At 33.6% G+C, this 25,402-nt stretch carries 20 protein-coding genes; 7 read left to right on the top strand and 13 right to left on the bottom strand.

Features of this window, described 5'->3' with window-relative positions:
* Positions 1-56 precede the first annotated feature (56 nt).
* The 5 genes from QL232_RS02290 to QL232_RS02270 all read right to left on the bottom strand — a co-directional run bounded on the left by QL232_RS02290 (position 57) and on the right by QL232_RS02270 (position 9,595).
* Positions 57-2,312 (bottom strand): glycoside hydrolase family 3 N-terminal domain-containing protein, encoded by a 2,256-nt coding sequence (locus QL232_RS02290; protein ID WP_281612895.1) that lies wholly within the window; start codon positions 2,310-2,312, stop codon positions 57-59.
* Positions 2,313-2,331: 19 nt separating this feature from the next.
* Positions 2,332-3,963: a glucoamylase family protein gene (locus QL232_RS02285; protein ID WP_281612894.1), complete on the bottom strand. Its 1,632-nt coding sequence runs from the start codon at positions 3,961-3,963 to the stop codon at positions 2,332-2,334.
* A gap of 21 nt (positions 3,964-3,984) precedes the next feature.
* A complete protein-coding gene (locus QL232_RS02280; protein ID WP_281612893.1) occupies positions 3,985-5,622 on the bottom strand; it encodes a sulfatase in 1,638 nt (545 codons plus the stop codon).
* A gap of 348 nt (positions 5,623-5,970) precedes the next feature.
* Positions 5,971-7,515, bottom strand: a complete 1,545-nt coding sequence (locus QL232_RS02275) for a membrane dipeptidase (protein ID WP_281612892.1) — start codon at positions 7,513-7,515, stop codon at positions 5,971-5,973.
* Positions 7,516-7,543: 28 nt separating this feature from the next.
* Positions 7,544-9,595 (bottom strand): 7TM diverse intracellular signaling domain-containing protein, encoded by a 2,052-nt coding sequence (locus tag QL232_RS02270; protein ID WP_168882359.1) that lies wholly within the window; start codon positions 9,593-9,595, stop codon positions 7,544-7,546.
* A gap of 219 nt (positions 9,596-9,814) precedes the next feature.
* Between QL232_RS02270 and QL232_RS02265 the strand changes: the two genes are divergently transcribed.
* Both QL232_RS02265 and QL232_RS02260 read left to right on the top strand, forming a co-directional pair.
* Entirely contained in the window at positions 9,815-10,108 is a 294-nt protein-coding gene (locus QL232_RS02265; protein ID WP_281612891.1) for a hypothetical protein, read from the top strand.
* Between the two features lie 137 nt (positions 10,109-10,245).
* Positions 10,246-10,905, top strand: a complete 660-nt coding sequence (locus QL232_RS02260) for a DUF6090 family protein (protein WP_281612890.1) — start codon at positions 10,246-10,248, stop codon at positions 10,903-10,905.
* A 75-nt stretch (positions 10,906-10,980) separates the two neighbouring features.
* On the opposite strand, the gene QL232_RS02255 is transcribed toward QL232_RS02260, so the two are convergent.
* Complete coding sequence (locus QL232_RS02255; RefSeq protein ID WP_281612889.1) at positions 10,981-11,805, bottom strand: TlpA disulfide reductase family protein; 825 nt, start codon at positions 11,803-11,805, stop codon at positions 10,981-10,983.
* 153 nt (positions 11,806-11,958) lie between these two features.
* On the opposite strand from QL232_RS02255, the gene QL232_RS02250 reads away from it, so the two are divergent.
* The gene (locus QL232_RS02250) at positions 11,959-13,263 is read left to right on the top strand and encodes a serine hydrolase (RefSeq protein ID WP_281612888.1); all 1,305 of its coding nucleotides are present in this window, start codon (positions 11,959-11,961) and stop codon (positions 13,261-13,263) included.
* A 955-nt stretch (positions 13,264-14,218) separates the two neighbouring features.
* The gene (locus QL232_RS02245; protein ID WP_281612887.1) at positions 14,219-15,187 is read left to right on the top strand and encodes an AraC family transcriptional regulator; all 969 of its coding nucleotides are present in this window, start codon (positions 14,219-14,221) and stop codon (positions 15,185-15,187) included.
* A 6-nt stretch (positions 15,188-15,193) separates the two neighbouring features.
* Here the strand turns inward: QL232_RS02245 and QL232_RS02240 are convergent, their stop codons facing one another.
* From QL232_RS02240 to QL232_RS02230, 3 genes are all read right to left on the bottom strand, one after another.
* Positions 15,194-16,183 (bottom strand): AraC family transcriptional regulator, encoded by a 990-nt coding sequence (locus tag QL232_RS02240; protein ID WP_281612886.1) that lies wholly within the window; start codon positions 16,181-16,183, stop codon positions 15,194-15,196.
* 218 nt (positions 16,184-16,401) lie between these two features.
* Positions 16,402-16,737: a hypothetical protein gene (locus QL232_RS02235; RefSeq protein ID WP_168882341.1), complete on the bottom strand. Its 336-nt coding sequence runs from the start codon at positions 16,735-16,737 to the stop codon at positions 16,402-16,404.
* A 192-nt stretch (positions 16,738-16,929) separates the two neighbouring features.
* Entirely contained in the window at positions 16,930-17,943 is a 1,014-nt protein-coding gene (locus QL232_RS02230; RefSeq protein ID WP_281612885.1) for an FUSC family protein, read from the bottom strand.
* A gap of 452 nt (positions 17,944-18,395) precedes the next feature.
* Here QL232_RS02230 and QL232_RS02225 point away from each other — a divergent pair, with 452 nt between their 5' ends.
* The gene (locus QL232_RS02225; protein WP_281612884.1) at positions 18,396-19,820 is read left to right on the top strand and encodes an arylsulfatase; all 1,425 of its coding nucleotides are present in this window, start codon (positions 18,396-18,398) and stop codon (positions 19,818-19,820) included.
* Positions 19,821-20,019: 199 nt separating this feature from the next.
* Entirely contained in the window at positions 20,020-21,132 is a 1,113-nt protein-coding gene (locus QL232_RS02220; RefSeq protein ID WP_281612883.1) for an acyltransferase family protein, read from the top strand.
* Between the two features lie 132 nt (positions 21,133-21,264).
* Here the strand turns inward: QL232_RS02220 and QL232_RS02215 are convergent, their stop codons facing one another.
* The 3 genes from QL232_RS02215 to QL232_RS02205 all read right to left on the bottom strand — a co-directional run bounded on the left by QL232_RS02215 (position 21,265) and on the right by QL232_RS02205 (position 23,613).
* On the bottom strand, positions 21,265-21,942 hold the full coding sequence (locus tag QL232_RS02215; protein WP_281612882.1) for a hypothetical protein: 678 nt from the start codon (positions 21,940-21,942) through the stop codon (positions 21,265-21,267).
* A 160-nt stretch (positions 21,943-22,102) separates the two neighbouring features.
* Positions 22,103-22,450 (bottom strand): DUF1801 domain-containing protein, encoded by a 348-nt coding sequence (locus QL232_RS02210; RefSeq protein WP_281612881.1) that lies wholly within the window; start codon positions 22,448-22,450, stop codon positions 22,103-22,105.
* A gap of 65 nt (positions 22,451-22,515) precedes the next feature.
* A complete protein-coding gene (locus QL232_RS02205) occupies positions 22,516-23,613 on the bottom strand; it encodes a GIY-YIG nuclease family protein (protein WP_281612880.1) in 1,098 nt (365 codons plus the stop codon).
* A gap of 191 nt (positions 23,614-23,804) precedes the next feature.
* Between QL232_RS02205 and QL232_RS02200 the strand changes: the two genes are divergently transcribed.
* The gene (locus tag QL232_RS02200) at positions 23,805-24,206 is read left to right on the top strand and encodes a DUF2809 domain-containing protein (RefSeq protein ID WP_281612879.1); all 402 of its coding nucleotides are present in this window, start codon (positions 23,805-23,807) and stop codon (positions 24,204-24,206) included.
* Between the two features lie 42 nt (positions 24,207-24,248).
* Here QL232_RS02200 and QL232_RS02195 read toward each other — a convergent pair whose 3' ends face one another.
* Positions 24,249-25,163: a phosphatase PAP2 family protein gene (locus tag QL232_RS02195; RefSeq protein WP_281612878.1), complete on the bottom strand. Its 915-nt coding sequence runs from the start codon at positions 25,161-25,163 to the stop codon at positions 24,249-24,251.
* Positions 25,164-25,402 lie beyond the last annotated feature (239 nt).

The raw sequence follows: 25,402 nt of genomic DNA, 5'->3' as shown, positions 1-25,402 counted from the left end.
TGAAAGAGAATTGATAACCGGTGAAGTAGCCACCGGTTATCTTTTCCCAATAGCAATTATTTAGATTGAATCGGGTTATAGTTTTTTTTACCTACTTCATAGTCTTTAGTTAAAGTAAATGAAGCAGCTTTTACTTGGTCAGAACTTGTTCCAATAAATACATTGAATTCGCCAGCTTCAACACCTTCCGACATATCCCATCTGAAATAGGTTAAAGCTTCTTTCTCGATAGTGAAGGTTACCGTTTTTGTTTCTCCTTTTTTCAAGAAGATTTTTTCGAAACCTTTTAATTCTTTCAGTGGTCTTGTTGATTTACCAATAATGTCTTGGATATACATCTGTACCACTTCTTCACCATCATAATCACCTGTATTCGTTACTTCTATAGAAGCTGTAATTGGTGCTCCGTCTGTAGTATTTGATGATAATGTGATCTCTCCATATTCAAATGTTGTATAGCTTAAACCATACCCGAAAGCATACAATGGGCTATTAGGAACATCTAAATAATTGGACTTGTATCCTGATGGATTCTCTGGATCAAATGGACGACCTGTATTCTTCGCATTGTAGTAGATTGGCACCTGACCAACATTCCTTGGGAAAGTCATAGGGAGCTTTCCTGCCGGATTGTATTTACCAAAGATAACATCAGCAATTGCTGGACCTGCCATTGTACCCAAATGCCAAGTTTCCAATAACGCATCTGCTAACTCATCTTCTTTTTCAAGTGCCAAAGGTCTACCATTCATCAATACTACTACAACAGGTTTACCTGTTTTCTTTAATTCTGCTAACAATTCTGTTTGTACGCCAGGAATAGTGATATCAGATCTACTTTTTGCTTCTCCTGAAATCGTTCTTGCTTCTCCAATAGCCAAAATGATTACATCCGATTGGTTCGCTACCTCAATAGCTTCCGCAAAACCGCTGGTATCATCACCATCCAGCTTACATCCTTGTGCATATAATAATTCTGCTTTTCCTCTAGTCGCTCCTTTTAAGCCTTCAAATAATGATTTTGCATCTTTAGGAGAACCTTTTGCTTTCCAAGCACCTAACACATCTTTTTTACTTTTCACAAGAGGACCGATAGCAGCAATTTTTGGCTTATTCTCAAGCTTTAATGGTAAAACTTGATTTTCATTTTTTAATAATACGATAGACTTACGAGCAAAATCTCTCGCTTTTTCCTTGTGCTCATCACACAATACCAAACGCTCTTCTCTTTCTGTATCAGAGTATCTATATGGATCTTCAAACAAGCCTAACTTATGCTTTAATGTCAGGATTCTTCTTACAGCAACGTTGATCTCTTCCTCAGTAACATCACCTTTTTCTACCGATTCTTTTAATGTTTCCAAGAAAACAGCACCTTCCATATCCATATCGATACCTGCTTTAAGAGCTTGTACACCTGCTTGTGCAAGATCTTTCGCTGTACCATGAGGTACCAATTCATTGATGGCTGTATAATCTGTAACTACCATGCCTTCAAAACCCCATTGGTCTCTCAAGATATCTTTAAATAAGTAAGGATTGGCTGTCGATGGTGTACCGTTAATCTCATTAAATGATGTCATAAATGTTTCAACACCTGCATCTACTGTAGCCTTAAAAGGAGGCAAGTACACTTCATGAAGTGTTTGTAACGACATATCTACTGTATTGTAGTCTCTACCTGCAATCGGAGCACCATACGCCAAGAAGTGTTTCGCACAAGCAAGGATCGTATTTTCTTTAGATAAATCATCTCCTTGGAAACCTCTTACTCTTGCTTTAGCAACTAGGTTGTTGTAATAAGTGTCTTCACCAGCACCTTCCATTACTCTACCCCAACGAGGATCTCTACTTACGTCTACCATTGGAGCAAAAGTCCAGTGAATCCCTTCCGCTGAAGCTTCAATCGCTGCGATTCTTGCCGCTTCTTCCATAGCATCCAAATCAAATGAGCTTGCTTCTCCTAATGGAATAGGGAAAATTGTTCTATGGCCATGGATTACGTCATATCCAAATAATAATGGAATACCTAAACGAGTTTCCTCTACAGCCATTTTTTGAAGCTTACGCGTATAATCCGCTTTAAAAGCATTAAACAACGAACCAACATTACCTGCTTTTACTTCTTTTTCTACATTTCCTCTTAAAGTAGGACCTGTTACATCCCCTGAAGAAGTAAACTGTGTCATCTGACCAATTTTCTCCTCAAGGGTCATTTTTTGAAGTAGGCTTTCCACCTTCTCTTCTACAGTTTGAGCAATAAGAGAGCTGCTCACAACTAATGCTGTAAGAATTAATACTAATTTCTTCATAACTACTGTTTAATTGATTTTAGAATAACTGGATTGGTAGTTCAATTTCTTTTTTCCCCGATTTCATAATCAAGGTTCCTTTCGTTCCTGAAAGGATTTCATTCTTCTCAAATATTAATTGGTGAAGTCCTGCTTTGTAGGATTGTTTTGGTTTTAGTTCTCTTTTTCCTTCTCCTTTATTCGACTTCAATGCAAATGAGATTTCTGCGTCTTTTTCGGTATAAAAATCTATATGATAGGCTTCCAGATCAGGGTGTCTGTACAACTGTACTGATTTGGATGTTTTTTCAATTACTGCTAATGGGAAACCATTTTTATGCTTTGGTGAAGTGATTCCCATATTATCCATAGCCACCTGTAGTTCAGGTACTTTTTTAGATAACTCCCAGAATAAACCACTTCTGTAGTTCTCCATCATAATAACGGTACGTCCTTGATCAAGACCAAGGTAACGGTCAGAATACCAATCTCTTTTGATACTATAAGCATCCTTGAAACCATACTCTCCCCATAAGCCTTCTTTATGGTTTTCATAGAAATTTCTTAATGCCATCATCGACTGATAAGGCACATACGGGAATACTCCTAATGCCGCTGATGGAGCAATGACACCTTTATCTTTTGGTCCCGGCCCTGCCATATTATTATAACCTCCATCTTCTCTTGGTGTCTGTGAAGCTGTTAATCCCCAATCACTTTTCGAGTATTGGAATTCTTTAGGTGCATGCTTCATACAATACGTCCAATTAATTAGAGAGTGGTTGATGCTCCTCGTCCAATAGTAAGTATATTTGTCCTCCATGGTTCTTGGATCCAAGGCTAAAAATGGTGTTTGTGCCAAGTACAATGGACCACCTTTTGGCTTACCAACATCAAGTGTATAACCATAATAGTTATTACCATTTACAAAGTTTCTACCTTCCACATAACCTCTATACGAACTCTTTTTAATTCCTTTTGATGGATGACCTAATGCCAAGACATAACTTGTCATCGACTCAGTGTAACCTTTCATTAAAAGTTTAAGTCCGTTATTCTCTTTTTGTTCGTACGAGTGATTCCACCATAAAGCATTTTGGTACTCGTGAACAGTATAATCTACCGCATCCCAAAGCTTTGTGATTTCTTCTCTTAGCTGAACTTCTTTTGGCGTATCTTGATCAAAGTAAGCTCTGGCCATCAATAAACCCATCATTAAATTAGATGTTTCTTGGATGTCTGCTCCATCTTGACCACCAAAATGAATCAGTTGCCCCGTCTTACCATGGATTAAGTGAGGAAATACACCATGAAAACGAACCGCCTTATTTTCAAGGAAATCTGTCATTTTCAATAAACGATCTAGCACCTCTTCTCTTGTTACCCAACCTCTATGGGCACCCACAATAATAGCTTGGATACCAAAACCCGAAGCACCAATACCAATTTCGTACTTCTTGTTCTTAAGAGATCTTCTAGGAGTAAGCCCAGAAACTGGGTGACCTAGATCCCAAAAATAGTCGAATGAGGCTCTGTGTGTTTTTTCAAAAATTTCTATGTCTTTTTGAAAGCGCTCTTCTTCTTGTTCTAATCGGGTTATACTATAAGTATAACCCATTAATAGAAAAAGTAGTGCACACGTCAATGCTGATAAAATAGGCTTAGTTTTCATATAAATATTGAGATCATCTGTTTATTTCGTGTTGTTCTTTTCTTGAAGTCTCTTTTGTCTCATCATTTCCTTACGCTTTTTCATACGCGCTTCTTTTCGATAATCTGTATCTTTCCATTCTTCAAAGTCAGGTTCGTCTGCTTCTTTCATCAAACGAGCTAACTCTGTCTTCAATTCTTCAATTTGACTAGCGTAAGCAGGATTATCGATCTCATTTTTCATTTCTTGAGGATCATTGTTTAGATCATAGAACTCATAGTTATCATTATCGAAATAGAAATGAATTAACTTATAATCTTTTGTTCTTACACCGTATTGTCTTTTTACTTTATGGAAACCTGGGTATTCATAGTAGTGGTAGTATACAGAAGATCTCCAATCAGCAGGAATATTGCCTTCTTTCACTATTGGTTTTAAAGATTCACCTTGCATCTCCTCAGGTACTTCAACACCTGCAAAATCTAAGAATGTAGGGCCATAATCAATGTTTTGTACAAATGCTTCTGTAGTTTGACCTGACTTGATTTCCTTTGGATAACGCATAACCAATGGTGTTTTGAACGATTCTTCGTACATAAATCGCTTATCAAACCATCCATGCTCACCTAAATAGAATCCTTGATCTGAAGTATAAACGATAATAGTATTTTCAGCTAATCCGTTTTCATCCAAGTAATCCAATACTCTACCTACATTGTCATCTACTGCTTTTACAGTACCACAGTAGTCTTGTAAATATCTTTGGAACTTCCATAATGCCATTTCTTTTTCATCGAAATTAGCATAATTCATCTTGTCATTTTTCTCTCTGTAGGCAGTATGCCAAGCTTCTTTCTGTTCAGGAGTAAGGCGAGCAAACAAGTGTGGCCAGATATCTTTTCTCCATTCATCGCTTCCTTCTGCTACTGACATTTTCAGATCATGCCCTTCTTGCATATCTCTATATACATTCATTTCTTGAGCAGCAGCGGCTACTCTACCTTCATAATCATCAAAGTAATTATCAGGAACAGGGAACTCCACATTGTCAAACTCATTGGCATATCTTAATGGAGGCATCCAGTTTCTATGTGGTGCTTTGTGATGAATTAAAAGTGCAAACGGTTCGTCTTTTTGCTTTTGCTCTTCTAACCATTCGATAGAATAATCTGTAATTAGATCTGTTGTATATCCTTCTACTAAAGTAGTGTCTCCTTCAGTGATAAAATCAGGATTGTAGTACTCTCCTTGATCATTTAAGATGTTCCAATGATCAAAACCTTCTGGCTTACTTTTTAAGTGCCATTTACCAATAACCGCAGTTGTATAACCGGCATTACCTAATTCTTTGATCCATGTATTTTGTGACCCATCAAAGGTGTCGGCATTATGTCTAAAACCATTCTTATGGCTGTACTTTCCAGTTAACATAGTAGCTCTTGAGGGGCCACATAAAGAGTTGGTTACAAAGCTCTGATTAAACTGAACTCCCTCGGTAGCGATACGATCTATATTTGGTGTTGGTGCCAATTGAGAGATCTCATGACCATAAGCACTTATTGCTTGTAGTGCATGATCATCTGACATAATATAGATGATATTCGGTCTTTGTTTTTTCTCCTGAGCAAAGGCTGCTGCAGATATGTATAGTAGTAAAATGATTAAGTATAAGTTCCTCATTTCAGTAGTAAAAATTGGTTTGTTTTGTCGTTGAATAACAAGACAATTATACTAGAATGAAATGCGGCTCGTCTTGATTTTTGGATTAATAAATGTAAATCTAACGTAAATTTCAGGACTAAAAATCAGAGGGATGCACACCTAAAAAACAATGAAATATAGGCTGTTTTAGCTTGTTATAAGCGGTTTTGATTAAAATGCACACATAAATGACAATAAAAATAATTTCAGTAAAATCCTTCCTTTTACTGTGATCATGGTAAGCAAAAGAATAGTATTTTGATGAACAATGTTTGATAACAAAAAAGCCTGAGCTAGCTATAGTTTCTAACTCAGGCTTGATGGTATTTAGCTAATGGACTCTAATGGAACACTGCTAGGTAAACAACAGAAGTTGTCTTTTATAAATTTTTCAAGGTTATCATAAAATACCCCTCTAAATAATGCCTGTAAAGACTTACCATTTGGGATATAAATTTCTTCCTCCGCTTTGTATCTCAGCTTATCAAAGTCATCAACCAATAACTTTTCAAAGGATGAAAAATAGGAAACCGTAGGGCAACAATCGATTGGGTCAATAACACCATCAAAGTCGGAGCCAATACAAATACAGTCCCAAGCTTTTTCACTCCCCATTTTATGTACAATGTAAAGTAAGTTATCTAAGAATAGGGCTGCATGGATCATTTCTGTTCTCTTTGCTTTACCCATCTTTCTCCAAGTTACTTTACCATATTTGTCCTTTAGATGATTACATACCGCTTTTACATAATCATTATTTTCTGTTCCTAAGATACGTTGGTCAAGAGAAATCCCAATCATACCTTTTGACTTCATGATGATTGGTAATTCTTCATCACAAATATTGATTTCCCAAGGATTGAAACGCTGGTATTTATTTTTGTGTCCTTCTCTTTTTGCCCTGCCCACTTGTAACGCTTCTTCCTTGTTTCTCATTCCACTTACTCCAGAATGAGAAGCGATGATTGGAGCGTAATATTCTGAAGGATTTTCAGAGGTATCCAAAGGGTTAGGTCCTTTATCTAATAGTAATTGATAGTAGACATACCTCGCATCTATATGAAGATGTTTTGTATCAATTAAGATCCTCTTTCCTTTACTTGGATCTAAGCACTGATCTATCACTTTTAGACCGTGTTTATTGATCGGTTCTTCTTGGCTTTCCAATAGATCTTTTCCAGGTATCTTCAGGAAGTCCACTACTTTTGGTAATGGTAATGCCCAACTCTGCTTAAATAAGTAGTTGTTCGCAAAATGACATAAGGTAAGTGAGAAAATAGGAATATTTCTCTCGTACTGTAAATGATGAAGATTCTTTAAGACCTCCTTTTCTAATTCCTCACCTTGTGCCTCAAACGGTAAGTTACTTAACGCATGTGCCCCTTCTACACTAAGGAATAGTTTTGTAGTTTCCTCATCATTTAGTTCATCAGCATTGGTTGGGAAAATAGCTCTTCGGTTCCCTTTTGCTAAATGACTTGGGAAATTTTTACGGTAATCGTCCTGATCTGGAAGTGAAAATACTACTTCCAATTCTCGATTTAAAATGGAAAATGACTTCACACTATCCTGTGCCCATTTCTTTAATCGATCCAATTCAAAACCAAAGATAAACTTACCAATCAATCGGTTGACCCACGATTTTCTAACAATCACTTCTACGGGGTGAAGGGCAATTACTGCCATTTTCACATTTTCATCTACTAGAAGTGATAGATCTGATTGATCGTATTTATCTGAAGATGCTCGTTTAGGTTTATGTTTACTGGGATTATAGCGTATACTATCCCATATGTCTTTTCTCCCCTCCTCTCCCTTATTGATCAAATGTTTTAAGGAAAGGTGAATATGAAAGTCAGCGAATTTGGTCATTATGTAATAATCGGTTAAAAAATTAAGTTTATGGCCTAAAACCAATCAATAGCATGTCGTCTATCTGAGGATAGTCTTTTTTCCATGTATTGATTGTTCTGTCTAAAACATCCTTTTGCTGGAACATTTTAAGCGTGGCACTCTTATTAAGTAGTTCTTGTAATCTTTTTCTTGAGAATTTCTTATCATTCGGTCCTCCAAACTGATCTTGGATACCGTCCGATAAAATATAGAAGTTTAAGATATCAGGAGTAATTTCGATAGTATGTGTAGTAAACTCACATTGGTGCAATTTACTATGGATATCTAAACCACCAATAGGCTTCTTATCTCCTTTAATCATTTCTATTGTTCCATCCTGTCTACTGATATAAAGAGGGTTCTTTGCTCCTGAGAATTTCAACTCTGTTCCGTTGCTCTTCCACACACAAAGTCCCATATCCATACCTTCGCGGTTTTTATTCTGCTTTTGGTTCAATACCACTTCTACTTCCTTAGCCATCGCATCAAGAATTTCAGAAGGGTCTACCAATTGCTTCAGCGTAACAATTTCCTTTATGATATTTACCGCAAGCAATGATACAAATGCACCCGGCACACCATGACCTGTACAATCGATTGCTGCTAAGAAATTATGACCGTTATGATGAGTAAACCAATAAATATCTCCACTTACTACATCTTTTGGCTGATAGAAAACAAAGTAATCTGAAATGTACTTGTCCATCATGTCTGATGGAGGTAATACAGATCTCTGAATTCTTTGTGCATAAGAAATCGATGAATTAAGGTCTTGGTTCTTCTTTTTAATCACATTATGCTGATCGTATACTTGTTCGATCATCGCATTTAATTCTTCATTAGAAGACTTCAGTTCTTCAGTTCTTTCACTTACTTTATCTTCAAGAATTTTATTCTGATTCACTAAGAGGTTGTGCTTCTCTTTCTTCAGTGTATTAATCTTCTGTCCAACGGCAATAGAAAGAACAAGCATCTCGAAAGTAGATCCGATTTGCCAAGCATAGTCAGTCAATAAAGTATATTGAAAGATATTGGCACCACACAATACAAAATATACGGAAGTAGTCATATAACCACCCCAACCTAAAAGGAATAATTTCGCTTCGTTGTGTCCTTTGTTAATTAGCGTAATTGCTGAGTAGGTAAATGTAATAATACAAAGAAGTCCTGAAGTTTGGTTTAGTAATGAACTGGCAAAGTTATAACCAAATAAAACACTCAGAATACTTAAGCACCATAACGAAAACATCAAATAGAAGGTCTTCTGAAGTATTTTAAGGTTCGTTTTTATTTTCAGGAAATTATAGGCAAACAACACCGAAGTAAGTCCTCCAAACGCTGGCCATATAGGTCCTCTTTTCGCAATAAAGCTGAATTCTCCCCAAAGGTGAGCATCATGCCCTTGGAAATGGGCTACCATAAACCCTACAAAAAGAACATACAATACATAGTATAGATAGATCGAATCCCTTACTGTAAAGAAAACAATAAGGTTATATAAGATCATAATCAGAATGATACCGTAGTAAATACCATCTATAATTGATGTATTATAAATGTATTGAATAAAGTCTTTGGATGTCCCCGAATACACCCAGAACTGAAGATAGGTCGCATCTATTTTAATATAGAAGTACCTTTCATCATTAAAGTCTGTTTCAATATTAAAGTATATATTAGGAATCTGATAATCAAGTGATTGGAATGACTTAGTGTATCCACTTTTCTTCTCAGAGAAGTCCGACATACCTTGTGGAATATACAAAATAGCCTCTTCTATTAAAGAAGTTTTTAAGTGAAGAATAGGGTCTTGTACATCATTATTTAATTTAAACCTACACCATATGGTGGCTTTATTGTTTCCAAAATTTAGTACGTCACCTTCTACCTTTTTAAAAGTCTTTAGTGAGATATCAGAGATATCCGTTTCATGGTTGGCATCAACAAAGTACTCAACATCATGACTCATATTTAATACTGTACGTTCTTTTATTTCTGCTTGAGCAATGCCAGTAGTTAGAATGAATAAAAGAAGTATAGTTTGCGAAATTAGTCTCATAAAAAATTAAAGAGTTAAAAATTTAACTACTTAAATGAAGTTTAAAAAAGATGATATGGCAAGTTAAAATTACAACATACAAATTATTTTTCAACTACATCTAACCATATTTTTTGCACAAAATCCTCTCTTTTTTACTATTTCAACGGCATTGAAAAAGAAGAAGAATATGATTATATTAAGTAATAAAACAATATCACCAAAGCCTAAAAAACTAATATGCCAATTATTGATAGTCATATTGATTTAAATAACGGAAAGAATAACGACTCCTACATCAACTATTTAGCTAAAAAAATTGATGGTAAAGTTTCCACTCCCTATCGAATTGATATTAATAATGAATATCTAGAAGGACGTACTTATGTATATGATGATGCCAATAATTTTAAGGCTACAGCTCATTTCCACCAACACTTTAAAGACTTTACTGTCGACTTACAAAAATCCGAAGATTATGATTATCTCATTACTTGTTTTCCCAATCATGTAGGCATAATTATTGGAAAATAATAAAAGACTTCATTCGGCTTTAAGATATAAAACACCTGCTGAAAATGAATTAAAATTTATGAATTTAAAAAGAGTAACTTAAAATTTGTATCCTTTGGGTTGCTATTACAGTATTTTTAATACCAAATAATATTCGAATGTGGAATAAACTTATAGTATTATTAAAAAGACAAGCTTGGTTAGGTGATAAATTTATAGATTTATTAATTGTAATTATAGGTATAACTATAGCATTTCAATTAAATGAATGGAAAGCCAAAAGTATAGAAGAAAAAAAAGTTGGTGTAGTTAAAAATGAAATTTTATCTGATTTAAAATTGGATGAAAAGGAATTAAATAGACTAATCAATAATCAACAGAATAAGCTAATTAAGTTAGAAAGAGCTATTGAAATGCTTGATGATACTACGTTAAGAGGTCAAAAATTCTTTAATATTCATCAGGTAATCTATACTACCTCCTACTTTGAAGTAAGAAAAAGAGCCTATGAATATGCTTTAAATACAGGAGAGTTTTATCTGATTAGCGATAAGGAATTAAGTAATAAAATTATAAACTATTATGATGGAGTTAGTCATGTTGATTTTTATGAAGATAATGAAGTAGAGAGGTTGGGAATATTTAATGAATTCTGCACTGAATATTTTTTATTAGGAAAGGAAGATGCACCTGAATCACTTTTTAGAAATAAGAAATTCTTAAATACATTTCAGATTATCTATTACAATCAGGGATTAAAAATAGCAGAATATAAAAATTTACTTAAACTGAATACAGAACTTCAATCAGTTTTATAAAAATAAAACTTCCATATATATCAAAGGCTTAATATTCTCAATTCTAAGCGTTTGATATATATGGAAGTATGTATATTATTGATTTAAATAGGATAAAATTTCTGCTTCAGTTCTTTCAGCAATTATAACTTTTACGATTATTCCATTTTTTACTAATAGTTGAAATGGAACACCTTGTACGCCTAATCTATTTTTTATAATCTGATTATTATCTAAATAATTTTTCCAAGGTAATTGATCTCTATTTGATGCTTGAAGAAATGCCTTTTCGTTCTTATCAATAGAAATACTTATCGTTTCAATACCTTTGTCTTTAATAGAGATATATTGTCTTTTGAAATTGCGATTAAATGTTCTGCAAGGAGCACACCAACTAGCCCATAAATCTATTAAAAAAGTACCTTTTGAAACTAAATTTTGAAGATCTACCATAGTACCTCCTGTGTCTTTGACAAGAGTAGTTTCTTCACAAAGTGGTTTACCGACTAACTTATTATATTCTTCATAATAATTAAGAAACTCATCATATTGCTTTTTAGCTTTTGAACCAATAGGTGTTTCCCAATCTGAAGGCTGGATTTTTTGTATTAATACTTCTGGAATATACCCATTGAACATTTTGAGTAAACTATCAGTTGGCACATTGCCATAAGCGTCAGCAAATGAATTTAGAAATTTTTCATTAGCTATTCCCCATAGAGCTATGATAGAATCGTTTTGATAATACTCTTTATCATCCTTTGGTTGTGCAATTATTTTATTTGCTAATTGTTCAATATCACTTTGATTCTCAGTGATTTTTTGAAAATATATTCCAGTATTAGGGTAAGTCTTTTCTTGTTGATCATTACAGGCAAAACATAGATAACATGTAATGAAAAAAATAGATATTTTTTTCATGTAATTAGTTTAAAAAATAATAGAATTAGTATATCAAATATAAGAAAAATACTTAGGTATGAAGAGTTTTAAATAATGAAAATTTTTCTCAGGAACTTTAGGGTTTTTAAGCACTAGTTTCCCTTTTAAAGGTGAACCAAAAAGAGAAAGATCATGAAATCAATTTTTATTACGACACTAGTACTTTCAATTACTACCTCATTATTTGCACAAGATTATAGAACTCATGAAGAGTTGGGGATTATGCAAGGAATTCCTGTACCAAAGGATAAAAAAGTGGATAAGGACAATGCTTTATTGACATTCCCATTTAATCGTTGGTCATACCAACATATGAGAGAAATTTACCCAACATCAGGAATCCCAAAATCAGAAAAAATAAACTTAATCAATAGAAAGATTGATAGTAACGTTGATAATCTTGTAAAAGTTCAGAAAGACTCAAATGAGGTTGTTTCATTACCTACTTATATACAAGAAACATATACAGATGCTCTTGTTGTAGTAAAAGGGAATGAGATTGTATATGAAAATTATCAGAATGGAATGACTTCTCATCAGCCACATCAAATGATGTCATGTACCAAATCTTTTGCAGGGTTATTAGCACTTATGGCTGAAGAAGAAGGAAAACTAGATGAAGAAGAATTGGTTACTCATTATATACCTGAATTAAATAATACATCAGCTTTTAATCAGGCAAAGGTGAAACATATTTTAGATATGACCAATTCAATGTCTTTTGATGAAACTTATGCAGATCCTCAATCTGATATTGTTCATTATGGAACTGTTATAGGTTTGATGCCTGAACAAGAAAATGTAAGCTATGCTAATGATATTTATGAGTACTTGGAGACTTTAAAGATTGATTCAAGTTTAAAACACGGTGAAGTTTTTAATTATCAAACACCAAAAACAGATGTTATAAACTGGTTAACAAATAGAGCAACAAAAGAAGATTTTCAGAAAGGGTTATATAGAATATGGAATACGATTGGAGCAGAAGATGAAACGTATGTTATCCTTGATAAAAACGGGGCGTTGTTTGCTGGTGGTGGATTAAACGCTTCACCATCAGATTTAGCAAGATTTTCTATGATGATGCTAAATGAAGGAAAAGTAAAGGAAAAGCAAGTTGTTCCTTCTTCTGTAATTAAAAAGTTGCAAAAAGGAGCAAATACAGAAGCTTTTAAAAACGGAAGTGAATCAGCTTTAGATAATGGAGAGTGGAGTTATCGTGCTCAATGGTGGGTACGTCATACCAAAGGAAAAGAAGCGATCATGGCAATAGGTATTCACGGACAGTGGATCTATATAGATGTTGGAAGAGATATCGCTATTGTAAAACAATCGTCACAACCTAATTCAGCTGATGTAGCTATGGAAGCATACAATGTAAGAGCATTTGATGCACTTATTGATTACTTCTCTAACACGCAAAATAACTCAAGGTAAATTTTTAAGATAACAGGTTGTTAAAAATGAATTTGACAACCTGTTGTTAATTTATTCAAAAAATCAGATCTATTTTGAAAAGATAAAATATTCTTTGCAATGTCAACTTTAGTGTTTGGACAAGATCAAGAGGATGAAAAAATTGATAATAGCAAACCTCTACCAATTTATACCAAAGAATTAATACAGTTACTGAGTTTTCTGATGGAGGGACCTACGGCACTCGACTCATTCATTTTTAATGGGGTGCCTAGAAGTAATATTTTGTATTGAATTGAGTAGCCCTTGTTTTACAAGGAGAATCAAGAAACAGGAAAAGGAAAGTTTGGTGTCGGTAACATCAGAGTAAGTTTTTTTATGTTATCCATAAAAACTATGAAAAGACATTTGGTACTTTTAGATACTATGTAGATGTTTTTGTTCTAGGACAAGAAGGAATTGGAGATAATAACCTGATGATTTCTCCGGGTGTTCTGATGGGAATAATAGCAACAGAAAAAGTACAGTTTTTTCCAATTATCTCTTATCAATACCGCTCAAATATGAATACAGGAGCCGTGACACACACGGAGCAAGTTTCCAAGTGATCACACCAGTAAAGTTTAATAATAAGTGTTTTGTACGGTTAACTCCAATTTGGCAATTGCCCGATTTTAGAAGTTCAAATATCACCACTGTTTCGAGACACAGTTCAATTACTTTGTAGCTCCTAAAGTACAGTTACAGTTGTTTCATATGGGACATGAAAAGTATGGAAATACATTTAGAAACGGTACAACAATCTTTTTATAATCATGAAAAGAAAAATTTTATTCACGTTATTGATCAGTGTTTTCTCTTTTATGGCTTATGCACAAAATCCTCTCTTTTTTACTATTTCGACGGCATTGAAAAAAAGGAAGAATATGATTATATTAAGTAATAAAAAAAATCACCCAAAGCCTAAAAAACTGATATGCCAATTATTGATAGTCACATTGATTTAAATAACGGAAAGAATAACGACTCCTACATCAACTATTTAGCTAAAAAAATTGATGGTAAAGTTTCCACTCCCTATCGAATTGATATTAATAATGAATATCTAGAAGGACGTACTTATGTATATGATGATGCCAATAATTTTAAGGCTACAGCTCATTTCCACCAACACTTTAAAGACTTTACTATCGACTTACAAAAATCCGAAGATTATGATTATCTCATCACTTGTTTTTCTAATCATGTAGGCATTTTTAATGAGGGCAATGAGACCATTATCAATATTCCGAAAGGATTTTTTGTATTAAAGAAAAATGAGGTGATCAGGCTTCATGAAAAACAGGGTGATTATAAAATGAACATTGCTTTCCACCTAAAAAAAGAAGATTTGAGGGATGACCTTGTCCAAAAGCTCGATACCATAGATTCATTTATTTACCACACAGGCAATAACCTCACTACTGAATTTTTAAGATCTGTAAGTATTGGGATCATCAACTATATCTTGCCCGAGTACAAAGAAGAATGGATACGAATGAGATTAAATACCTTGTTGCTGATGGTTAAGAATACGCTACATGAGTATACTCCCAATGACAATAAATCTTTCTTTCTTGATTATGAAATCAATGCTGCACACACTATAAAAGAACGTATTCTTAATGATTTAAGGCAGAAACCTTCACTAAAAAAATTAGCCACAGAGTTTGGTATTAATACCAATAAGCTCACTTCCGTTTACAAAAACTTATATGGGTTAACGATCTATAAATATTATACTGAACAGCGTTTGCTAAAAGTTAAAGAAGAAATCATTACAACGAATAAATCATTTACAGAAATCGCTTACGAGTTCAACTTTACGGATATCAATCACTTTTCTAAGAGTGTAATTGAATACTTTAAACTTAAACCCAGCGATTTAAGAAAAATGCAAAAGTAAAACTATTCATTCTGAAGGATCATTAAATTGTTTATAATATGCACTAGGCGATGTTCCGTACATCTTTTTAAACTGACTTGAAAAGTGCTGCACATCGCTATAACCAAACTCGAAAGCTATTTCAGATGTACTCATCATTTTATCTACCAGCGCAACTCTAGTTTGTTCTAATCGGTTTACTGTGAAAAAGTTATATATCGTATAACCAAATGTTTCTTGGAATAAGTTCTGAAGCAGCGTTTTATGAATTCCCGTTTCGGTAACTAATTCAGCCACACTGGGTTTTTCCTTCAGATTATTAAGGATCCTATCCCTAATCATAAATAGTTGTGTTAACTGATAAGTTGTGATTCCAGAAGCTTTTACATCTAGTTTAGAAACATCCAAACTCACCAATCGTTGTAGAAAAATGTATTTGAGCTCTTGTAGTTTAATTCTGATAATTTTATTCCTTACTTCTTCCGGATATTCAAAAATCCTCCATAAGGTTTTTCTGAAAAACTGAAGTTCGTCTCTGGCATCCATATATATCAAAAATTCTTGTTTTGATTTATAATAAGATTTGATCTCTTCATTCCGTATTTCATCAAAAAGATGTTCATCATAATACATTGAGATATGACGTAGATAATCTCCTTTCTTTGCTTTCCCTTTTAAGGCTATTTCTTTATTCGCTGTTAAGAAACCATTGTATTTAACCTGTTGTTCGTTGTTATCATTAAGATTACAGATATAAGCATTGTTTAAGAAAAAATAAGCTGCTCGATTAAAATAACTACTGTTTTCTAGATTAATATAATAACTCACATCTTGATTAAGCTGAATATTGAAACACATCATATTTACCTTTTCAGACTCCTGAAAAAATAAAATAAAACCAGAGGCTACCTCAGAATCCACCTGTAATATATTCTCATCAATAAATTCTCCTTTAAAGAAATTGGCTACATTCTGTTTATGGGCTGCTAAGTCTATTACCTTTTCTTCATGCTTCATCGTAATGGGTGGATTAGTATTGAGGTATATATAAAGATAAAAATCTGCTGAAGAGTTAAAAAATTTTCAATAAGAGAGTTGATGGTATAAAACAATTTTGTGCTCCAATTCAGTTCAAGTTGGAATATTTGCTTCGGAAAATAATCCGTCATTATTTAAATAAAAAAAGGCTGAACAACACATGTTCAGCCTAATCTGATAGTAAAATTATCCGCTCATCAATCAATAATAGATGTTGTTTGTTTCTTCTTTCTATCTCTTGTTTTATCAGAGGTCGTAAATAATTGGAAGAAACTAAGTAATGTCGTCGATCTACCTTTTGTAGATGCTGATGCCACATGTGCATCGTTATATTCAATATTCTTCTCGTCTTTTGTTTTGTTGGCCTGGGTTGAATGTGTTAATAATGGATCACCCAATTGAATATCTACTTTGCTTTTCGTATCATCTCCCCGATGAAATAATATATCCAATGGGAAGTAATAATATTGTGCATTGGCTACAAACGAAAAAGTGAATACTATAGTGATCGTTAATGTGATTTGCTTTATCATTTTCTGGTAAGTTAAGTTGTTGTTGTTTAGTTAAGAAGTCTTGGTATAATTAATACATCCTACTACATTGTTACACTACCTGTTATAAGTTAATACATATTAATAATCAGATCTTTATAAAATATTCCACCTCAATAAAAAAGCCCTTTGATAAACAAAGAGCTTGAATAATTATATAAAATAAAGGAACTTCTACTGTAATTTATTTTCTATTTTCTGATGTACATATTGAGATATATGGTGTCCTACAAACAACATAATGATACCAAATACAAACACTCCCATAACCATCCCGAAAGATAAAGGTTGACTAGTACTTAGCGATGAAATGGCATACACCACTGTCGTAATCACAAGGTATAAGCGGTAGAACATACTTCGTTTTATATAATTTAAAGATTGATACATAATCACTCCGAAAAAGATTCCAATAAATGTATAGGCTATAGGTGTTTCTAATAGGTTGATTGGAAATGCAGATTTTAGAAGGAAAACAGTAAGAAAAGCCAACACAATAATCTTGAGATTCATAACTATTTCTGGAACGGGATTTTTGTGAATTGATGAAGAAGCTAGTAAAATCGTCAGCATTGTTGCCCCTCCTTGTAACATGATATTATCGAATAAATAGTAAATCATTAAAAATGAAGAAAATGCAATTACTCCTCTTAAGAAAAACTGTAAGTGCGATAATTCCTCTACTTTTCTTGGAGGTTGTTCTATATCAATATATCCTTTCGTCAATTTCATAAAAATATAAACGATAACAATGACTAAAATTGCGGCTAATGATATTTCAACAACTCTTGATTGCATTTCTTTTATTGCTCCCATACTATCTGCCAAAGCAAACTTTCCTAGACCAAAAATCCCTAAGGTTATATTGACCATAAAGAACACATAAAAATGCTTTCGGTATTTTATTGATAAGTGGCCTAAACTAATGACAACTAATGCCAATAGAGAGAAATAGATAAAAGGGCTATGAATTAGAGACAAGCTGAGTATAATGACTATCCCTATTAATGTTCCTAGTATTCTCTCGAAACTTTTCTGAATATAATGTTGCTTAGAAGGGATAAATAATAAGGGTAATGACAATAACCCCCACTCTGTATGAGGTAAATTTAAGGCGTTCTGTATATATAATAATAAGGTTACAATAAGAGCAAATAAGCCACCGAGATAGATTTTTTCTTTTTTCATATAATCAATTTTTAGTACGCTACAAAGGTACCTATCCCCCTTTTTTTATCGTGGTAAAAAAATCTATTCTTGTGGTATATTCGTTTCAAATAATCAGGACAAAACCCATCCTTTGAAAACCCTTTTTCTCAGTTCCGGAACTACTTTCTTCCATTTCAGTCCATAAAATAAATACATATAACATTGTACTCGTTTCATATAGTTAATACTGATTTATTGTAGAATATGAATGAACAAGACTAGAGCAAAACTAACAGTAGTTAAACCGATTTTTAATTGATTGAATTTAAAATACTAGTTGATAAGTACTATTACAGAGATCAAAAGATGATCTCAAACTTACAGAAGTCCGATTTATCTAAAGTCCATTTTGTATTAGGGTTGTCTCATATTCTACGCCTTAATTTAAATGGAAAATAAATTTGTATTTCAAAATACAAAACAATCACTTTATGAAATCACTACACTATTTTTATGTTTTGATGATGGTAATGATCACTCATCAAAACATAGCACAAGAAAAACCCAATGTTATTTTAATTTTTATGGACAACTACGGATGGGGAGAACCCGGTTGTTACGGAGGTGGAATTCTAAGAGGTGCGCCGAGTCCAAATATTGACCGGCTTGCTGAACAAGGAATGAAACTACTTAATTTTAATGTAGAAGCTCAATGTACCCCAAGTAGAGCGGCTATTTTAACAGGTAGATATGCCATTAGAACTGGTAATTCTAGCGTTCCTATAGAGTCTCCTGTATATGGATTAACACAATGGGAATATACAATGGCAGAAATGTTTGGAGATGCTGGGTATTCTACAGGAATTTTTGGTAAATGGCACCTTGGGCATACCAAAGGACGGTTTCCTACCGACCAAGGCTTTGATGAATGGTATGGCATTCCTAACTCAAGTGATGAATGTGCGTGGGCTGATGACAGTCGTTTTCGGGAAAACGTCCACCCATTTGCTGTTCCTGAATATGTAATGGAAGGCATAAAAGGACAATCTCCCAAAAAGATTAAAATATATAATACAAAGGCTAGGCGAGAAATTGATGGAGAGGTTACTCTAAAAGCAAAGGAGTTTATGGAAAGAAAATCTAAAGATCAGCAACCTTTCTTTTTATTCATTCCATACACTCAAACACATATGCCCGTAATACCTTCAGAAAAGTTCAAAGGTAAATCTGGAAATGGTGATTTCGCTGATGTATTGATACAAACAGACTATTATGTTGGTGAGTTAATGCAAAATGCGGATGATTTGGGAATAGCTGAAAATACTATCTTCATTTTCACATCAGATAACGGTCCCGATCCTACCACACCACATTCCAGTTTTGCAGGACCTTGGAGTGGTTCATACTTCACTGGAAAAGAAGGGTCACTCAGAGTACCATTTATAATAAGATGGCCAAATAAGATAGAAAAAGGTAGTGCAAATAATGAAATTGTTCATGAAATGGACCTTCTACCAACATTTTCCAATATCATCCAACAACAGTTGCCTTCTGATCGAATAATAGATGGCATAGATCAAACTGATTTTTTCTTAGGAAAGCAGGATTCATCAAATCGAGAGTCAGTAATTGTATATGTTGGAGATGAGCTTTATGGAGTAAAATGGAGAAATTATAAGATGATGAGTAAGGAAATCGATAAAGCCTTTGCTGACCCTACTAGAACATATGGTGTACCTCTAATGTATGATCTACATATAGACCCAAAAGAAGAGAACCCACTCAACGCTCAATGGTATCATAATACATGGATCCGTTGGCCTGCAGGTGAAGTATTGGTCAATCATCTAAATACATTAAAAGAAGAACCCCCAATTAAACCAGGAACTCTGGATCCTTACCTACCGAGTAAATAACCTTCACCTCAAAGTATAAGGAGTGATGATTATTACTCCTTATGCTTGAATTGTAGAAATGACTTCAATTGTAATCTTTCATTTGGGTCCGATAAACCTCAGTTCTGGTACTATTTTCTTCCATTTCAGTCCATAAAATCGTTACTTGTAACATTGTACCCGTTACATTAAATAATACTGATTTATATTATTTAGAAGAATGAAAATGAACATTACTGAAACACAACCAACATTTGATATCAAAAAACCTACACCACGTATTGTCTTCCTCGATTACCTAAGAGTAATCTCCATTACTATGGTACTCATGGTCCATGCAATTGAAATCTTTTACCTCGCTGTAGACCATGTATCCATAAAAGCAGGCGATGAGTTCTGGGTGAATATAATGAGCAGTCCATTACGAGCGTGTGTCCCTTTATTTGTGATGGCATCAGGCTATTTGCTTGTCCCAATTAAGTCGTCGCCAAAAGAATTCTATAAAAAACGTTTTGCGAGAATTCTTATTCCCTTCATTATTTGGTCGGTATTATATGCCGTAGTTCCCTATATTTTTGGTCAAGATACGTTTGCTGTTATGCAACATAAGATAACCACTCTGCTTCACAACTTTAACTTAGAATCGGGGCATTTATGGTTTATCTACATGCTTGTTGGGATCTATTTATTTCTACCCATTATTTCTCCATGGTTAAAGGTAGCATCAAAACGATTCGTAGAATTTTACTTGGTATTGTGGTTTCTTTCTAGCTTCCACCACTATTTAAAGTTGGCTTTTCCTGATGGAGTATTTGGAGAAGTTTTTTGGAATGAGTTTCATTCTTTATGGTATTTCTCAGGACATCTAGGCTTTATTGTTCTAGCTTTCTATTTCAGAAAGTTTGTTCACCTTAATAACAAACAAAGTAGAATTTTTGGCTTGGTGATCTTCGGAGTAGGCTATGCCATAACAGCTTTTCTTTTTGGACACTTTTTATCTCAAACCAAAGAGATATACTATGTAGAAATGGCTTGGAGATTCTGTACTCCTAATGTTATTTTAATGACTATTGGGCTATTTCTTATGTTCAGAACCATTACTGTTACCAACGAAAAGGTATATGGTATCATTAAAGAACTATCAAGGTTAAGTTATGGTGTTTACCTTTCCCACTTGTTCTTTGTAGGATTGTCTTGGACGTATATCGTTCAACCAATGGCATTATCAACACCATTATCTATCCTGTTAGTGACATTTTTCACATGGTCAGCAAGTTACCTTTTAGTAAAAATATTATCATACCTACCAAAGAGTAAATACATTGTAGGTTAATATAAGAGATTGTATATAGTCTATTATTCGTCAAACCCTCAGCTTATTATTGTAAGTTGGGGGTTGTTTATTTCACAAGAAAAGGACTAACCTTATGAAGATTAGCCCTTATTTATCTATATCAACTGTTCATTATTTTTCATAGAAATAACGGTTTCCATCAAGCATAAAAGATATTCTTGATACAGTTTCCCAGTGTTCTACACCTCTGTATACCGTTTGTCTATCTGGATTACCATCAAAAGGTTTATAATCTACATATACATCCATATTTTCATGATCACTAAATGTGAGCACAAAGTCTACAGGTTGACCATTTTCTTCGATTAATGAACCTGTTAAGTCATGGTTACTTTGTGTTTGTGGTTCATACATTAAACCGTCTCCCACTCCTTCTTTTACTTTTTCTTGGTATTCAGCATAAGCTCCTTCTCCTACACCTTCTTCCATATATACGGGTTCACCTACACCACTTTTTTCTTTCTGTAGATATTTACTATGCATACCTATTCCGGTCCCTTCTTCAAGGTGTAATGGATTTCCCACTCCTTCTGTTTCAGTCACATTAGCCGGTGTAGATGTAGTTGTAGAAACATCTTTTGCTTCTACTAAAGAGGTATATTCTTGATGTGTAGTAGCTTTTGTAACTACACTATCTTTAACACTAGCTTCAGTTTGTTTTGTAGTTGGTTTTTCTACTTGCTGATGGGATATAAATGGTTTTTGAGGAACAGGGTCGTTATCGTGATTACATGATACTAAAGTCAACATTGATAACGTAATAACAGATGATAAGATAAGATTTTTCATGATGATGTTCAGTTAGATAAATAGAGTGATGATTAATTTGTTATATCTTATCTAACGACTTAAAATCTGTTAAGTGGTCGTATTTAAATCTCGTTAAAACGGTCGGGAAAAATGGTCACTTTATGGGAAAAATTGAGTATTCAATTGGAAGAAATTATCCCTACTTTAACTTCAAAAGAATAGCCATATTTAATAATTCATTGATCGTATGAAGTGGTAAATCTTTGGTTGGATCGATAGTTAGTACTTTCATTTTTTTTCTTGATCCACTTTCTAGAAGCGGATGGTCCAATAATAAACCATCTACAAATAAGATATAAGGTTCAGTCGTTTTCTTATCAAACCATAAATAAAAAACAGGCTTCCCTTTAATACAAAAGCAAGGCATACCATATTTTACTGTTTCTTCAATAGTTTCTTCCGACTTGAGAATAATTGTTCTTAATGTCAAGAAGCAACTCTTATTTGGTTCTTCTTGCTTTAAGTAAAAAGTATCTGTGCTTCTCATATTTAATCTATAACTATAATAAAAAAGCTTCCAGTGGATAACTAGAAGCTTCTCTAATAGATTTACTATTTATTATTTGTTTCTGATAGATATTGTAGTTCATCCGCAGTAACTTCCATACTTTGGAAATACTCTAATGCTTCTGGCTCTTTCTGGAAAGTGACATTTTCTTCTTTCTCTTTTATCGTATCGATGATCAAGCCTAGCTCAACATTATAAAAATCCTTTTTAAAATTGACTCTGTTAACTCTCGTCTTATTCAAGCTAAACCTTAAGTGTTCCATTAATGCAAATACATTTTTTGTAGGAACAACGGCATGTACATCAAAAGGAAAAGGAATAGTTGAGTTTGTACTTAACGCTTCAATCTCCTGTAGTGGTTCTTCCGATTGTGTATAACCGATTTTATAAATGCCCTCGCCCATCGAACCAAAGTTGGATACGACAAAAACGAACCCAGAAGTAGAATCCTTTACCTGCTGTGTGGCTCTTTCTATTGCTTTTTCAGTAATCTGAATTCTTTGTTGTAATAGCTCTACTTTTTTCTCATCAGCTCCCTGAATCGCTTGCTGCTGCTCTTCCTTTTGTTTATTCAGCTCTTGATTTAATCTGTTTAGCTCATCTTGTACTTTTGCTTTAAAATCACTTTCCTCTTGCATCAAAGCTTTGTGATCTGACTGTTTTTGTGATTCTAAATCTTTACGTACTTTTTCTTCAAATTTATGCTTCAACATACGGATGGCTTCTTCTTTATCCGATTTCATATCGAAGTGATGCACCTCGCAGAAATCAAATACTTCTTCAAGCTTGTGTTTTGTTTCCACATAGTTTGAGGCAGTAATGGTATTTGATTCGAAAAGAACATGATCATGTACCAACTTTTTAGCAAACGCAGACTTGTCATTTTCTAAAGTAAAGAGCTGATTTTTAAGTCGATTTACTTCTTCTTTGTGTAACTCATTTTGCTTTTCCTGCTCTTTATTTTTTTCTAAAATTTGATGCTTTAACGACTCAATTGTATCAGTTGAGTTATCTATTTTACTTAACCTCTGTTTTTGTTTTCGTATAACTTTCCCTCTTTTAGCATATAAAATAGGGATTACAATGACGAAAATAAAAATAAAAACTCCAGCAATGGCATATAATATTTGTTCTTCTTGCATGTGTCTTTTAAAGTTTAAAAAATAGATTATCCTTGAATTTAAAAATAAGAAAGAAAAAATACATCATTATCAATTAGGAATACTTTTCAGAAGATTAAACTTGAATTTAGAATTTTTCCCTAACGATTCGTTTTATTTACCTTAACTTTATCTTTGTATTACAAGTAACAATCAATATTTGGACGAATAAAATGAACTTAAAACCTCAACGGAATCGAATTGTTTATACATTCATTATTTTCTTAATTATTTCTTTTGGTTTACTTTCTAGAACTTCCTTTACCCCTGCAATAATATATCCATATCTTGGCGATTACCTTTATGCATTCATGTTTTACTTTATTATAGCATGGGTATTCAAATCACAAACCACTTTTTTTGTACTCATTGTTAGCACACTAAGCTGCTTTTTTATAGAAACATTACAATTATACCAAGCTCCTTGGATTGTAGAAATAAGGAATACAACATTAGGAAGCTTATTCTTAGGTCATGGATTTTTATGGAGTGATTTAGTTGCTTATACGTTTGGATGTATCACAGGCTTTCTAGGTGAATTCATCTTTTATAAAAAAAGACTTCATGCTATCTAAAGTGAACAGGAAGTCTTTTGGTAAATCTTTTTATCTAAAACTCTAGAAAGTAGCCTTCACATACATTCCCATCATATTTGGTTGCATGATCGGCATAAACGAAGTGTCTTTACCATTCTTATTTCTTTTCTTTCTCATCCACTTATGAATTTGTGGTATAAAAACACCCGTAAGAGCACCAACTGCACCTCCAACAATAACATCTGAATAGAAGTGTTTATAGGCTCTTGTTCTGTAGTAACCTACCAATATTGGCGGAATAGATGCTCCCGCAAATACACCAATTTTTGCAGCAGTAGACCACTCAGGATGATAATCTGTTAATACTTTTGCAAAGAAGAAAGCACCTGTTGATGTATTGGCTGTATGTCCACTAAAGAATGATCTGGCATTGTTGTTATCCGTAAGTTCCGACATTGGCACATCAGGGTGTCCATGCATATATGTAATCGGCCTATACCTTGTTACTAACCCAGGTCCTAAATAGTTATAAAGGTTTACAGTGATAAACTGCGTTTCAGCATACATTAATGCTACCTCAAGCCAATCTTCGCGAATAGCATCATCAATAAAAAGGGTAAAAGGCAATACAACGGAGATATATAATCCCCAATCAGTAAAATTGTGAGAGTCTTCCCTTTCTTCCACGGGGTGGTCAAATACGCCTCTATCAAAAGGGTTTACATCATTGATATTTAAGGCTGTAATCGTTTCTTCTGAGATGGAAGGTCTATCATTTAATCGTTTGATTCCGTATACATTAGCGATCAACCCTGCTGCTGCAATTGCCGCAGAAGAGATTGGTGGAGCATAATAAACATCTGATTTTGATTGATACCATTTTTTGGTACTCTGAGCCTGAAAATTAACTGAATCGGCTGTAGTTACACTCGACTGGGCCCATAAAGATGTAGTAAGAGCAAGTAATATGAAGAGTAAATTTAATTTCTTCGACATAAAAAAAATCATTGATGGATAAATAGAAGATTATTGAATCTATTAAAATTTTTGAATAAGAACTATTTATCAGGGATTTTGTTGGAATGAAAGTTCAATAATTACTGATAAATCAAAAAATTGATAGTGTCAAAAGTATGATTAATAGATTACAGACTATGAATAATGATACGTTTTAAAAGGATTGAATATAAATTTCCTCATAAAGAAAATGTAAATTTGTACCTGGAGAACATTAA

The sequence above is a fragment of the Flammeovirga sp. SubArs3 genome, assembly GCF_947387565.1.
GTDB classification, from domain to species: Bacteria; Bacteroidota; Bacteroidia; order Cytophagales; family Flammeovirgaceae; genus Flammeovirga; species Flammeovirga agarivorans.
This window is presented reverse-complemented; position numbering and strand designations above follow the sequence as displayed.

What these genes read in the sequence shown, in the direction of transcription:
- QL232_RS02260 (WP_281612890.1), top strand. Translation starts at nt 10,246, where the DNA reads ATGTGGAATAAACTTATAGTATTATTAAAAAGACAAGCTTGGTTAGGT.
- QL232_RS02255 (WP_281612889.1), bottom strand. Translation starts at nt 11,805, where the DNA reads ATGAAAAAAATATCTATTTTTTTCATTACATGTTATCTATGTTTTGCC.
- QL232_RS02210 (WP_281612881.1), bottom strand. Translation starts at nt 22,450, where the DNA reads ATGAGAAGCACAGATACTTTTTACTTAAAGCAAGAAGAACCAAATAAG.
- QL232_RS02285 (WP_281612894.1), bottom strand. Translation starts at nt 3,963, where the DNA reads ATGAAAACTAAGCCTATTTTATCAGCATTGACGTGTGCACTACTTTTT.
- QL232_RS02270 (WP_168882359.1), bottom strand. Translation starts at nt 9,595, where the DNA reads ATGAGACTAATTTCGCAAACTATACTTCTTTTATTCATTCTAACTACT.
- QL232_RS02205 (WP_281612880.1), bottom strand. Translation starts at nt 23,613, where the DNA reads ATGCAAGAAGAACAAATATTATATGCCATTGCTGGAGTTTTTATTTTT.
- QL232_RS02200 (WP_281612879.1), top strand. Translation starts at nt 23,805, where the DNA reads ATGAACTTAAAACCTCAACGGAATCGAATTGTTTATACATTCATTATT.
- QL232_RS02275 (WP_281612892.1), bottom strand. Translation starts at nt 7,515, where the DNA reads ATGACCAAATTCGCTGACTTTCATATTCACCTTTCCTTAAAACATTTG.
- QL232_RS02225 (WP_281612884.1), top strand. Translation starts at nt 18,396, where the DNA reads ATGAAATCACTACACTATTTTTATGTTTTGATGATGGTAATGATCACT.
- QL232_RS02240 (WP_281612886.1), bottom strand. Translation starts at nt 16,183, where the DNA reads ATGAAGCATGAAGAAAAGGTAATAGACTTAGCAGCCCATAAACAGAAT.
- QL232_RS02215 (WP_281612882.1), bottom strand. Translation starts at nt 21,942, where the DNA reads ATGAAAAATCTTATCTTATCATCTGTTATTACGTTATCAATGTTGACT.
- QL232_RS02245 (WP_281612887.1), top strand. Translation starts at nt 14,219, where the DNA reads ATGCCAATTATTGATAGTCACATTGATTTAAATAACGGAAAGAATAAC.
- QL232_RS02235 (WP_168882341.1), bottom strand. Translation starts at nt 16,737, where the DNA reads ATGATAAAGCAAATCACATTAACGATCACTATAGTATTCACTTTTTCG.
- QL232_RS02250 (WP_281612888.1), top strand. Translation starts at nt 11,959, where the DNA reads ATGAAATCAATTTTTATTACGACACTAGTACTTTCAATTACTACCTCA.
- QL232_RS02280 (WP_281612893.1), bottom strand. Translation starts at nt 5,622, where the DNA reads ATGAGGAACTTATACTTAATCATTTTACTACTATACATATCTGCAGCA.
- QL232_RS02290 (WP_281612895.1), bottom strand. Translation starts at nt 2,312, where the DNA reads ATGAAGAAATTAGTATTAATTCTTACAGCATTAGTTGTGAGCAGCTCT.
- QL232_RS02195 (WP_281612878.1), bottom strand. Translation starts at nt 25,163, where the DNA reads ATGTCGAAGAAATTAAATTTACTCTTCATATTACTTGCTCTTACTACA.
- QL232_RS02265 (WP_281612891.1), top strand. Translation starts at nt 9,815, where the DNA reads ATGCCAATTATTGATAGTCATATTGATTTAAATAACGGAAAGAATAAC.
- QL232_RS02220 (WP_281612883.1), top strand. Translation starts at nt 20,020, where the DNA reads ATGAAAATGAACATTACTGAAACACAACCAACATTTGATATCAAAAAA.
- QL232_RS02230 (WP_281612885.1), bottom strand. Translation starts at nt 17,943, where the DNA reads ATGAAAAAAGAAAAAATCTATCTCGGTGGCTTATTTGCTCTTATTGTA.